Raw genomic sequence first — 11929 nt, 5'->3', positions numbered from 1 at the left:
CTGAAAGGTGGCCGGATGTGTCAGCGGCTGTTGGTGAATTCCTCGTACGCGTCGCAGACCTCGTCCGCGGGGCCGTCCATGCGCAGGACGCCCGATTCCAGCCAGATCGCGCGGTCGCAGGTCTCGCGGACGGTGCCGATGCCGTGGCTGACGAGGAAGACGGTGCCGGCCTGTTCGCGGAGCTCCTCGATGCGGGCCTGGCTGCGCCGCTGGAAGGCGGCGTCGCCCGTGGCCAGGGCCTCGTCGATCATCAGGACGTCGTGGTCCTTGGCGGCGGCGATGGAGAAGCGCAGCCGGGCGCCCATGCCGGAGGAGTAGGTCCGCATGGGAAGCGAGATGAAGTCGCCCTTCTCGTTGATCCCGGAGAAGTCGACGATGCCCTGGTAGCGCTCGCGGATCTGCTGCTTGGTCATGCCCATCGCGAGGCCGCCGAGGACGACGTTGCGCTCGCCGGTCAGGTCGTTCATCAGCGCGGCGTTCACGCCGAGCAGGGACGGCTGGCCGTGCGAGAAGATCCGGCCGCGCGCGACCGGCTGGAGGCCGGCGATGGCGGACAGCAGGGTGGACTTGCCGGAGCCGTTGGTGCCGATCAGGCCGATGGCCTCGCCCTTGTACGCGGTGAAGCTGACACCCTTGACGGCGTGCACCTCGCGGATGCCGGGGGCGGGCTTGCGGGAGAAGATCCGACTCAGGGCCGCGGTGGCGCCGCCCTTGCGGCCGCCGGTGCCGTGCACCTTGTAGATCACGTGCACGTCGTCCGCGATGACGGTCGGGACACGGGTGTCCGGGACCTGCGGGACAGGCGTGGGGGGGATGTCCGACTCGTGGATTCCCCAGTTGCCCGTCAGGTCCTCGATGAGGCGCTCGGCGATGGCGACCTTGTGCTCGACGGTGCGGGCCTGGCCCTCCTCGTCGATGGTCAGCGCGATCAGCGCGGCGCCGTGTTCCCGGGCGAGGCGGGTGACCTTGGCGAAGCGGGAGTCGGGCCCGTCGCCGTCCTCGTAGTTCACCGAGTTGAGGACGGCGCGGCCGCCGATCTTCTCCAGGCCGGCCTGGAGGACGGGGAGCTCGGTGGAGTCCAGGACGATCGGCAGGGTGGAGGCGGTCGCGAAGCGGCCGGCGAGCTCGCGCATGTCGGCGACGCCGTCGCGCCCGACGTAGTCCACGCACAGGTCGAGCATGTGCGCGCCCTCGCGGATCTGATCGCGGACCATTTCCACGCAGTCGTCCCAACGGGCCTCCAGCATGGCCTCGCGGAACTTCTTCGACCCGTTGGCGTTCGTGCGTTCGCCGATCGCCATGTACGAGATGTCCTGCCGGAACGGGACCGTCTGATACAGCGAGGAAGCACCCGGCTCGGGGCGGGGGTCGCGGACGGCCGGGGTCAGGTCGCGGACCCGCTCGACGACCTGGCGCAGGTGTTCGGGGGTGGTTCCGCAGCAGCCACCCACCAGGGACAGCCCGTACTCGCGGACGAAGGTCTCCTGGGCGTCGGCCAGCTCGGCTGCGGAGAGCGGGTAGTGCGCGCCGTTCTTGCCCAGGACGGGCAGGCCGGCGTTGGGCATGCAGGAGAGCGGGATGCGTGAGTTCCGGGCGAGGTAGCGAAGGTGCTCGCTCATCTCCGCCGGACCCGTCGCGCAGTTCAGACCGATCATGTCGATGCCGAGCGGCTCCAGCGCCGTGAGCGCCGCACCGATCTCCGAGCCCAGCAGCATCGTGCCGGTCGTCTCCACCGTCACCGAGCAGATCAGCGGAACGGAGACACCCAGCGCCTCCATCGCGCGGCGGGCGCCGACGATCGAGGACTTGGTCTGCAGGAGGTCCTGGGTGGTCTCCACGAGCAGTGCGTCGGCGCCGCCGATGATCAGGCCCTCGGCGTTGATCTGGTAGGCGTCGCGGATGGTCGCGTAGTCGATGTGACCCAGGGTGGGGAGCTTGGTGCCGGGGCCCATGGAGCCCAGGACCCAGCGCTGCTGCCCGGTCGTGGCGGTGAACTCGTCGGCGACCTCGCGGGCGATGCGGGCGCCGGCCACGGACAGCTCGTGGTTGCGCCCGGCGATGTCATATTCGGCGAGGGCCGCGTAGTTCGTGCCGAACGTGTTCGTCTCCACACAGTCGACACCCACCGCGAAGTACTCCCGGTGCACATTCGCCACGATGTCCGGACGCGTCACGTTCAAGATCTCGTTACAGCCCTCGAGCTGCTCGAAATCCTCCATCGTCGGATCCTGCGCCTGCAGCATCGTCCCCATCGCCCCGTCGGCCACCACCACGCGGGTCGCCAGTGCCTGGCGGAGGGCGTCGGCCCGGGTCTGGGTGTCTGCGGGCGGGTTCGGCAACGAGGCCATGGTTGTGCTCCCTGGGATGCGACGGCTGTCGGCTTTGCACCCCCTCTGTGTCAAGGGTGCACGCGGCCAGGGTAACCGCGCGGAACCGGCCCCGGTGAGGCTGTCCCACGTGGCGGACTGCATTCTGTGCGCGAGGGGGACGGCGGCTTTCGGACGGGGGCATCCTGGGCCGACGCGGTCACGGTGAACCTTCCGGCATGCATGAAGTCGGCATCGACCGATAGTGTTCAGCATTGTCGAACTACGTCAGCAGGAGGCTGCGCGATGGCACGGAACATCCAGTCGCTCGAACGAGCCGCTGCGATGCTGCGGCTCCTGGCGGGCGGCGAGCGCCGGCTGGGGCTTTCGGACGTGGCCTCTTCCCTGGGCCTGGCCAAGGGCACGGCGCACGGGATCCTGCGCACGCTGCAGGCCGAGGGCTTCGTCGAGCAGGACCCGGCCTCCGGGCGCTACCAGCTGGGCGCGGAGCTGCTGCGCCTGGGCAACAGCTACCTGGACGTCCACGAGCTGCGGGCGCGCGCCCTGGTCTGGACGGACGACCTGGCCCGCGCCAGCGGGGAGAGCGTGTACGTGGGGGTGCTCCACAAGAGCGGGGTGCTGATCATGCACCACGTGTTCCGGCCGGACGACAGCCGCCAGGTGCTGGAGGTGGGGGCCATGCAGCCGCTGCACTCCACGGCCCTGGGCAAGGTCCTGTCGGCGTACGACCCGGTGGCGCACACGCAGGTGCTGGAAGTGGAGCGGGAGGCGTTCACGCCCCGCACGGTCACCGAGGGGGCCGCCTTCGAGGCGGTCCTGGAGCTGACCCGGGCGCGCGGCTGGGCCGGCGACATCGAGGAGACCTGGGACGGGGTCGCCTCGGTGGCGGCGCCCATCCACGACCGGCGCAGGATGCCGGTCGGCGCGGTGGCCGTCGCGGGGGCCGTGGAGCGGGTGTGCGGGGACTCCGGAGAGCCCCGGGCCACCCTGGTGGCGTCCGTACGGGACTGCGCACGGTCGGTTTCGCGCGACCTCGGGGCGGGCCGGTTCTGAGCTTGCCCTGACCTGCATTGCCCCATCTTGACCACCCAGAGGCCGTTTCCATGCGGCGTTTGGGTGGTTTTTGGCGTTTAGTGATCACCTCATGGCCGGTTTTGGGCGATCACACCGGCTGGTAACGATCCGGCTCATTGGCCTGGCCAACTCTTGACGCCCCGTTCACCTGGGCGGAAAACTGCCGTTCATCGGTCGGCATTGCCGAACACCTACCGGCAATACGCGTTAGGGTGTGGCAAGGCCAAGGACCGGTGCAGCACTCACCGAGTGCGTGGGCCGCCGGAGGGACCCGGCGGTCGACCACCCCTGAACGACAAAGGAGTCGCGGGTGTCCAGCTCCGACATCTTCATCGGCGAGACCATCGGTACCGCCCTGCTCACCCTGCTCGGCGGCGGCGTGTGCGCCGCGCTGACGCTCAAGAGCTCCAAGGCCCGCGGCGCCGGCTGGCTCTCGATCACCTTCGGCTGGGGTTTCGCCGTACTGATCGCCGCCTACGTCTCCGCACCGCTCTCCGGGGCGCACCTCAACCCGGCGGTCACCGTCGGCATCGCCGTCAAGGACGGCGCCTGGGGCGACGTGCCGGTCTACTTCGCCGGCCAGCTGCTCGGCGCGATGATCGGCTCGGTCCTGATGTGGCTGGCCTACTACGGCCAGTTCCAGGCGCACCTGGCCGACCCGGAGCACATCCGCGACGCCAAGCTCGGCCCCGAGGACCCGCACCCGCACGACGTGGCCGGCCCGGTGCTCGGCATCTTCTCCACGGGCCCCGAGATCCGCAACGTCGTCCAGAACCTCACCACCGAGATCATCGGCACCGCCGTCCTGGTCCTGGCGATCCTGACCCAGGGACTGCAGGACGACGGCAAGGGCCTCGGCGTCATCGGCGTCCTGATCACCTCGTTCGTGGTCGTCGGCATCGGCCTCTCGCTGGGCGGCCCGACCGGCTACGCCATCAACCCGGTCCGCGACCTCGGCCCGCGCATCGTCCACTCCCTGCTGCCGCTGCCCAACAAGGGCGGCTCGGACTGGAGCTACTCCTGGATCCCGGTTCTCGGCCCCCTCGCGGGTGCCGCTCTCGCCGGCGGTCTGTACAACATCGCGTTCGCCTGATCAGCATCGGCACCACGGCACCACCCGCACCGCCATTCTGATTCCGCCTACTTCGACACCTGCCAGGAGCAGCCACCATGACCACCAGCACCGGCCCCTTCATCGCCGCGATCGACCAGGGCACCACCTCCTCCCGCTGCATCGTCTTCGACCGCGACGGCCGCATCGTCGCCGTCGACCAGAAGGAGCACGAGCAGATCTTCCCGAAGCCGGGCTGGGTCGAGCACGACGCCGCCGAGATCTGGACCAACGTCCAGGAGGTCGTCGCCGGGGCCATCGCCAAGGCGGAGATCACGGCCGCGGACGTCAAGGCCGTCGGCATCACCAACCAGCGCGAGACCACCCTGCTGTGGGACAAGAACACCGGCGAGCCGGTCCACAACGCGCTGGTCTGGCAGGACACCCGCACCGACGCCCTGTGCAAGGAGCTCGGCCGCAACGTCGGCCAGGACCGCTTCCGCCGCGAGACCGGCCTGCCGCTGGCGAGCTACTTCGCCGGCCCCAAGGTCCGCTGGCTGCTCGACAACGTCGAGGGCCTGCGCGAGCGCGCCGAGGCCGGGGACATCCTCTTCGGCACCATGGACTCCTGGGTCATCTGGAACCTGACCGGCGGCCCCCAGGGCGGTGTGCACGTCACCGACGTCACGAACGCCTCGCGCACCATGCTGATGAACCTGCACACCCTGGCCTGGGACGAGAAGATCGCCGAGTCCATGGGCGTGCCCCTCAACGTCCTCCCGGAGATCAAGTCCTCCGCCGAGGTCTACGGCCACGTCAAGGACGGCGTCCTGGCGGGCGTCCCGGTCGCCTCGGCGCTCGGCGACCAGCAGGCCGCGCTGTTCGGCCAGACCTGTTTCGCCGAGGGCGAGGCGAAGTCCACGTACGGCACCGGAACGTTCATGCTGATGAACACCGGCGACAAGATCATCAACTCCTACAGCGGCCTGCTGACCACGGTCGGCTACCAGATCGGCGACCAGCAGCCGGTCTACGCGCTGGAGGGCTCCATCGCCGTCACCGGCTCGCTCGTCCAGTGGATGCGCGACCAGATGGGCATGATCAAGACCGCGGCCGAGATCGAGACCCTGGCCTCCTCCGTCGAGGACAACGGCGGCGCGTACTTCGTGCCGGCCTTCTCCGGCCTGTTCGCCCCGTACTGGCGCTCCGACGCCCGCGGTGTGATCGCCGGCCTCACCCGGTACGTCACCAAGGCGCACATCGCCCGTGCCGTCCTGGAGGCCACCGCCTGGCAGACCCGCGAGATCACCGACGCCATGACCAAGGACTCGGGCGTCGAGCTCGCGGCCCTGAAGGTCGACGGCGGCATGACCTCCAACAACCTGCTGATGCAGACGCTCTCCGACTTCGTGGACGCCCCCGTGGTGCGCCCGATGGTCGCCGAGACCACCTGCCTCGGCGCCGCCTACGCCGCCGGCCTGGCCGTCGGCTTCTGGCCGGACACCGACGCCCTGCGCGCCAACTGGCGCCGTGCGGCGGAGTGGACCCCGCGGATGCCCGCCGAGCAGCGGGAGCGCGAGTACAAGAGCTGGCTCAAGGCCGTCGAGCGGTCCATGGGCTGGATCGACGACGAAGACGCCAGCTGACCGCACGGCCGGCGCAATCGACGAGTAAGTAGGAGTCAACGGACATGAGCACCCTGCAGAGCGTTCCCACCCTGGGTACGCACCCGACCGCCGGTTCGAACCCGAGCCGCGCCGAGACCCGTGAGCAGCTGGCGAAGGCCACGTACGACCTGCTGGTCATCGGCGGTGGAATCCTGGGCACCTCGGTGGCCTGGCACGCCGCGCAGTCTGGTCTGCGGGTCGCGATGGTGGACGCCGGCGACTTCGCCGGCGCCACTTCCTCCGCCTCTTCCAAGCTCGTCCACGGGGGTCTGCGCTACCTGCAGACCGGTTCGGTCAAGCTGGTCGCGGAGAACCACCACGAGCGCCGGGTGCTGGCCAAGGACGTGGCCCCGCACCTGGTCAACCCGCTCACCTTCTACCTGCCCGTGTACAAGGGCGGGCCGGTCGGCGCGGCGAAGCTGGGCGCGGGCGTGTTCGCGTACTCGGCGCTCTCCGGCTTCGGCGACGGCATGGGCAAGATCATCTCGCCGGCCCGTGCCGCCGCCGACAACCCGGGTCTGAAGACGGACGACCTCAAGGCCGTCGCCGTCTACTACGACCACCAGATGAACGACTCCCGCGTCGCCGTGATGACGGTCCGCGCGGCCGTCGAGTCCGGCGCCGTCGTCCTCAACCACGCCGAGGTCACCGGGCTGCGCATGACGCGCGGCCGGGTCTCCGGCGCCGAGCTCAAGGACCGCCTCGACGGCACCGAGTTCGGCGTGGACGCACGCGTGGTGCTCAACGCCACCGGTCCGTGGGTGGACCACCTGCGGCGCATGGAGGACAAGCACTCGATGCCGTCCATCCGGCTGTCCAAGGGCGCGCACATCGTGATGAAGCGCAAGTCGCCGTGGAAGGCCGCGATGGCCACCCCGATCGACAAGTACCGCATCACGTTCGCCCTGCCGTGGGAGGACCAGCTGCTGCTGGGCACCACGGACGAGGTGTACGAGGGCGATCCGGCGGACGTGCGGGCCACCGAGGCCGACATCCAGCAGATCCTGGACGAGGCGGCCTTCTCGGTGAAGGACGCCGATCTGGACCGCTCGCTGATGACGTACGCCTTCGCGGGCCTGCGGGTGCTGCCCGGCGGCCCCGGCGGCGTGGAGAAGGCCAAGCGCGAGACGGTCGTCTCCGAGGGCGCGGGCGGCATGCTGTCGGTGGCCGGCGGCAAGTGGACCACGTACCGGCACATCGGCCGCGTGGTCATGGACAAGCTGGCCAAGCTCCCCGGCAGCCCGCTGACCGAGGACATGGAGCCGGTGAAGTCCCTCGTACGACGGATCGCGCTGCCCGGTGTCGCCAACCCGAACGCGGTGGCGCACCGGCTGCTCGTGGACCGCGAGCCGGGCTCCCGGATGGACCCGCTGACCGCCCGCCACCTGGCTTCGCACTACGGCTCGCTGGCCTTCGACATCGCGCGGCTCGCGAACGAGGACCCGGCGCTGGCCGAGCGGATCCACCCGGACGGTCCGGAGATCTGGGCGCAGGTGGCCTACGCCCGGGACAACGAGTGGGCCGAGACGGCCGAGGACGTGCTGCGCCGCCGTACGACGGTCACGGTCCGCGGTCTGGACACCGCGGAAGTGCGCGGCCGGGTCGAGGAGATGCTGGCCGATAAGGCTTAACCGCGTCCGCGGGCGGGCAGAGGGGCGGTTCCGAGGGGAACCGCCCCTCTGTCGTGGGCTGTGGCTGGCGTCGCATCAAGGCTTAGGCTGACCCACGTACGCAAGGGAACTTCGGAAGGAGACCTGGGTGATCGAGCTTGAGGGCGTGCCCGAGCTGATCGACCCGGTCATGGTGGCCGCGTTCGAGGGCTGGAACGACGCGGGTGACGCGGCCTCCGGTGCGGTCGCACACTTGGACCGGGAGTGGAAGGGCGAGGTCTTCGCGGCTCTGGACGCCGAGGACTACTACGATTTCCAGGTCAACCGGCCGACGGTGTGGCTGGACAACGGGGTACGGAAGATCACGTGGCCGACGACCCGGCTGTCGGTCGTCAGGATCGGCGGCGCCAAGCCGCGCGACCTGGTGCTCGTGCGGGGGATCGAACCGTCCATGCGGTGGCGGTCGTTCTGCAACGAGATCCTCGGCTTCGCCCATGAGCTGGGCGTGGAGATGGTCGTGATCCTGGGGGCGCTGCTGGGCGACACCCCGCACACCCGGCCGGTGCCGGTCAGCGGGGTGACGTCGGACGCCGATCTGGCGCGGACGATGGACCTGGAGGAGACGAAGTACGAGGGCCCGACCGGGATCGTGGGGATCCTGCAGGAGGCCTGCACCCATGCCGGGGTGCCGGCGGTGTCCTTGTGGGCGGCGGTGCCGCACTACGTGTCCCAGCCGCCGAACCCGAAGGCGACCCTGGCGCTGCTCAACCGGCTGGAGGATCTGATCGACATCCGGATCCCGCTGGGCGAACTCCCCGAGGACGCGCGGGCGTGGCAGGTGGGCGTGGACCAACTGGCGGCCGAGGACAGCGAGGTGGCGGAGTACGTCCAGACGCTGGAGGAGGCCCGTGACACGGCCGATCTGCCGGAGGCCTCGGGCGACGCGATCGCCCGGGAGTTCGAGCGGTACCTGCGGCGCCGCGATCCGGCGGCGGGTCCGTCGCCGGAGCCCGGCGACGGTTCGTACCTCCGCGACACCTCCAGCGGCCTGACCCGCCCGCCGAAGCGCAAGCCCGGGCCGGAGCCCGAACCGCCTTCCGCGGACGGGCCGGCGGCCGCGGAAGGGCCTGCGAACGCGGACGGGCCGGCGACCGCTGACGGAACCTCGGCCGCGGACGGGGACGAAGCCCCGCCGGAGGCCTGAACCACCGCGACCCGGCTGCACCCGAGCCCGGGTTCGCCCACCGTGCACGACAGCTCGGTGGGCGGGCCCCTGCTGTGGCCGGCCGGTGAACCGTGGCCGACGTGCTGCCCACCTGCCCGCACCGAAGCGGTGATGCGCGAAGCGCGCCCCGGCGGGTGCCGGGGCGCGCTTCGGTGCTGTCCGGGCGGCGCGGGCTACAGGGCCACGCCGAGGAGGGCGTCGACCGTGCGGGAGACCAGGCCGGGGGCCGACTCGTCGTCGCCGTCCGTGGCGATCTGGAGCTCGACCCAGCGGTCCACGGCCGCCAGGGCCGCGGGGGCGTCCAGGTCGTTGGCGAGGGCCTCGCGGACCTCCTCGACCAGGGCGTCGGCCGCGATGCCGTCCGGGCGGGAGACGGCGGCGCGCCAGCGCTCCAGGCGGGCGACGGCCTCGGCGAGGACGGCGTCCGTCCACTCCCAGTCGGCGCGGTAGTGGTGGGAGAGCAGGGCCAGGCGGATGGCCGCCGGGTCCACCCCGGCCCGCCGCAGGGCGGACACGAAGACCAGGTTGCCCTTGGACTTCGACATCTTCGCTCCGTGCAGCGCGACCATGCCGGCGTGTACGTACGCCTTGGCCATCGGGAACTCGCCCGTCAGCACCTGGGCGTGCGAGGCGCCCATCTCGTGGTGCGGGAAGGCGAGGTCGGAGCCGCCGCCCTGGATGTCGAAGGTCATCCCGAGGTGGTCGAGGGCGATGGCGACGCACTCGATGTGCCAGCCGGGGCGGCCGCGGCCCAGCGAGCCGCCGTCCCAGCTGGGCTCGCCCGGACGCGCGGCCATCCACAGCATCGGGTCGAGGGGGTTCTTCTTGCCCACGCGCTCGGGGTCGCCGCCCCGCTCGGCGGAGAGCAGGCGCATGGCCTCGGCGTCCAGGTTGGAGACCTTGCCGAAGTTCGGGTCGGACTCGACGGAGAAGTAGACGTCGCCGTCGAGCTCGTAGGCGGCGCCCGCGTCCCGCAGCCGCTCGACCAGCGGCACGATGCCGGGTATGGCCTCGACGGCGCCGATGTAGTGCTGCGGGGGCAGCATCCGCAGGGCGGTCATGTCCTCGCGGAAGAGCGCGGTCTCGCGCTCGGCCAGCTCGGTCCAGTCCTGGTTGTCGCGCAGCGCCCGCTCCAGCAGTGGATCGTCGACGTCCGTGACGTTCTGGACGTAGATGACCTGCCGCTTGGTGTCGAGCCACACGCGCTGCACGAGGTCGAACGCGTTGTAGGTCGCCGCGTGCCCGATGTGGGTCGCGTCGTACGGGGTGATCCCGCACACGTAGATACGGGCGACGGGACCGGGGGCGAGGGTGATCGTCCCTTGGGTCGCGGTGTCGTGGATCTGGAGGTCGCGGCCCTTGCCAGGCAGGGCGGGGACCTCAGAAGCGGGCCAGGCATGCATGCGTCGAGCGTAACCGGACGGGTGTTCCGAAAACGAACCGGACCTGCACTGTTGTCCTGATCGGCACTCTTGCGCCATGGCCGGTTCTATGTGTACGGGGACGGTCGGGATCAGACCGGCGGCCACGGGATCGCGGGCCACTGCCCGGAGGGCTGCGGGTGCGTCCCGGTGCGCAGCAGGAGGTCCACCCGGCCCCGTACGGCGGCCAGCTCGGCCGTGGTGACCAGTTCGGCCAGCCGGGTGGCGAGGGGCTCTCCAGGGGTCAGCGCGGCCTCCAGGTCGCCCAGCACGGAGCGTGCCTCCCCGGTCAGCGGCTCGCCGGCCCAGCCCCACAGCAGGGTGCGCAGCTTGTCCTCGGTGTGGAAGGTCACTCCGTGGTCGATGCCGTAGAGCCGGCCGTCGGGCGCGGGGAGCAGGTGGCCGCCCTTGCGGTCGCCGTTGTTGATCACGGCGTCGAGGACGGAGAGGCGGCGCAGGCGTTCGTCGTCGGCGTGGACGAGGAGCGCGGTGCGGCCCTCCCCGACCTCGGCGAAGGCGACGGGTCGCCAGCCGTCCCCGGCTTCCTCGCCCTCCACGAGCGCGAGCAGGCCGGCCTCCGGGGACTCCCCGGTGTCGATCCACTGCTGGACCATGCCCTCGCCGTACGGTCCCTCGCGCAGCACGGTCGGGGGGACCAGCCCCCAGCCGGTGGCCTCGGAGATCAGGTAGGCGGCGACCTCGCGCCGGGCGAGGTTGCCGTCGGGGAAGTCCCACAGCGGGCGCTCGCCCTTGACCGGTTTGTACACGCAGTCGGCGCTCACGCCCTCGTGGGTGACGGTGCACCGCAGGACGGCGTTGGACGCCTCGCGGATCCGGCCGACGACCGTGAGCTCCCCGTGGGCCAGCAGCGCTTCGAGCTCCCCCGTGGCGTTCACGCCTGGCGCCGGTAGCCGTTCTGGCGGGGGCAGACGTGCCCCTCCGGGTCGAGCGGCAGGCTGCACAGCGGGCACGGCGGCCGGCCGGCGTTGACCACGTCCAGGGCGCGCTTGGTGAACGCCCGGGCCTGGGCGCCGGTGAGCCGCACGCGCAGCATCGGCGGGCCGTTCTCCTCGTCCTGGAGCAGCCGTTCCTCGGCCTCGGCGAGGTCCTCCTCGGAGTCCGCGTCGAGCTCCACGAGGGCCTGCGCTTCGACGATCATGCGCTGGTCCTCGCCGTCCCAGGCCAGGGCCATGGTGCCGACGCGGAACTCCTCGTCGACGGGGACGTCCAGGGGTGCCGTGTCGGTGGCCTCGGCGGGGGCGACGGCCGGGACGGGGGCATTGCCCCCGGTGCGCCGTACGACCTCGTCCAGCAGTTCGTCCATCCGCTCGGCGAGCGCCGCGACCTGGGTCTTCTCCAGGGAGACGCTGGTGACGCGGGGGCCGGTGGAGGCCTGGAGGAAGAAGGTACGGCGGCCAGGCAGACCGACCGTGCCGGCCACGAAGCGGTCCGGCGGGTCGTAGAGGAACACCTGACGGGGCACGTCCAGTCTCCAAGTCTCGGCAGCAGGGGCAGGGCTGCGCCCATGTGTTGGCCCGTCCACCCTACTGCTCC

Annotated in this window: 9 protein-coding genes and 1 pseudogene; 5 read left to right on the top strand and 5 right to left on the bottom strand. The window is 71.0% G+C overall.

All coding sequences use genetic code 11. The features are described from left to right. Positions 1 to 20 precede the first annotated feature (20 nt). Entirely contained in the window at positions 21 to 647 is a 627-nt protein-coding gene (locus DRB89_RS43810; protein WP_239516871.1) for an ABC transporter ATP-binding protein, read from the bottom strand. Between the two features lie 165 nt (positions 648 to 812). Further along, positions 813 to 2348, bottom strand: a pseudogene (locus DRB89_RS27590) (homocysteine S-methyltransferase family protein); the annotation flags it as partial. Positions 2349 to 2612: 264 nt separating this feature from the next. On the opposite strand from DRB89_RS27590, the gene DRB89_RS27585 reads away from it, so the two are divergent. The 5 genes from DRB89_RS27585 (at position 2613) to DRB89_RS27565 (ending at position 8933) form a co-directional block, all read left to right on the top strand. Further along, the gene (locus DRB89_RS27585) at positions 2613 to 3380 is read left to right on the top strand and encodes an IclR family transcriptional regulator (RefSeq protein ID WP_112450925.1); all 768 of its coding nucleotides are present in this window, start codon (positions 2613 to 2615) and stop codon (positions 3378 to 3380) included. A gap of 331 nt (positions 3381 to 3711) precedes the next feature. Continuing rightward, positions 3712 to 4494: an MIP/aquaporin family protein gene (locus DRB89_RS27580; protein WP_112450924.1), complete on the top strand. Its 783-nt coding sequence runs from the start codon at positions 3712 to 3714 to the stop codon at positions 4492 to 4494. Positions 4495 to 4571: 77 nt separating this feature from the next. Next, complete coding sequence (gene glpK / locus DRB89_RS27575) at positions 4572 to 6098, top strand: glycerol kinase GlpK (RefSeq protein WP_112450923.1); 1527 nt, start codon at positions 4572 to 4574, stop codon at positions 6096 to 6098. 44 nt (positions 6099 to 6142) lie between these two features. After that, positions 6143 to 7750, top strand: coding sequence for a glycerol-3-phosphate dehydrogenase/oxidase (locus DRB89_RS27570; RefSeq protein ID WP_112450922.1), 1608 nt, complete (start codon positions 6143 to 6145; stop codon positions 7748 to 7750). Between the two features lie 127 nt (positions 7751 to 7877). Beyond that, positions 7878 to 8933 carry a PAC2 family protein gene (locus DRB89_RS27565; protein ID WP_112450921.1) on the top strand — a complete coding sequence of 352 codons (1056 nt, stop codon included), beginning with the start codon at positions 7878 to 7880 and terminating at the stop codon, positions 8931 to 8933. A gap of 194 nt (positions 8934 to 9127) precedes the next feature. Here the strand turns inward: DRB89_RS27565 and mshC are convergent, their stop codons facing one another. The 3 genes from mshC to DRB89_RS27550 all read right to left on the bottom strand — a co-directional run bounded on the left by mshC (position 9128) and on the right by DRB89_RS27550 (position 11858). Then, positions 9128 to 10357: a cysteine--1-D-myo-inosityl 2-amino-2-deoxy-alpha-D-glucopyranoside ligase gene (mshC, locus tag DRB89_RS27560; protein WP_112450920.1), complete on the bottom strand. Its 1230-nt coding sequence runs from the start codon at positions 10355 to 10357 to the stop codon at positions 9128 to 9130. A gap of 110 nt (positions 10358 to 10467) precedes the next feature. Next, positions 10468 to 11304: an SCO1664 family protein gene (locus DRB89_RS27555; protein WP_112453749.1), complete on the bottom strand. Its 837-nt coding sequence runs from the start codon at positions 11302 to 11304 to the stop codon at positions 10468 to 10470. Continuing rightward, positions 11268 to 11858 carry a DUF3090 domain-containing protein gene (locus DRB89_RS27550; RefSeq protein ID WP_112450919.1) on the bottom strand — a complete coding sequence of 197 codons (591 nt, stop codon included), beginning with the start codon at positions 11856 to 11858 and terminating at the stop codon, positions 11268 to 11270. The genes DRB89_RS27555 and DRB89_RS27550 overlap by 37 nt, the downstream gene beginning before the upstream one ends. Positions 11859 to 11929: the final 71 nt, after the last annotated feature.

It is taken from the genome of Streptomyces sp. ICC4, assembly GCF_003287915.1.
Taxonomy (GTDB): Bacteria; Actinomycetota; Actinomycetes; order Streptomycetales; family Streptomycetaceae; genus Streptomyces; species Streptomyces tritrimontium.
This window is presented reverse-complemented; position numbering and strand designations above follow the sequence as displayed.

Excerpts from the sequence above, each read along its gene's own strand:
- DRB89_RS27570 (WP_112450922.1), top strand. The coding sequence starts at position 6,143 with ATGAGCACCCTGCAGAGCGTTCCCACCCTGGGTACGCACCCGACCGCC.
- DRB89_RS27585 (WP_112450925.1), top strand. The coding sequence starts at position 2,613 with ATGGCACGGAACATCCAGTCGCTCGAACGAGCCGCTGCGATGCTGCGG.
- glpK (WP_112450923.1), top strand. The coding sequence starts at position 4,572 with ATGACCACCAGCACCGGCCCCTTCATCGCCGCGATCGACCAGGGCACC.
- mshC (WP_112450920.1), bottom strand. The coding sequence starts at position 10,357 with ATGCATGCCTGGCCCGCTTCTGAGGTCCCCGCCCTGCCTGGCAAGGGC.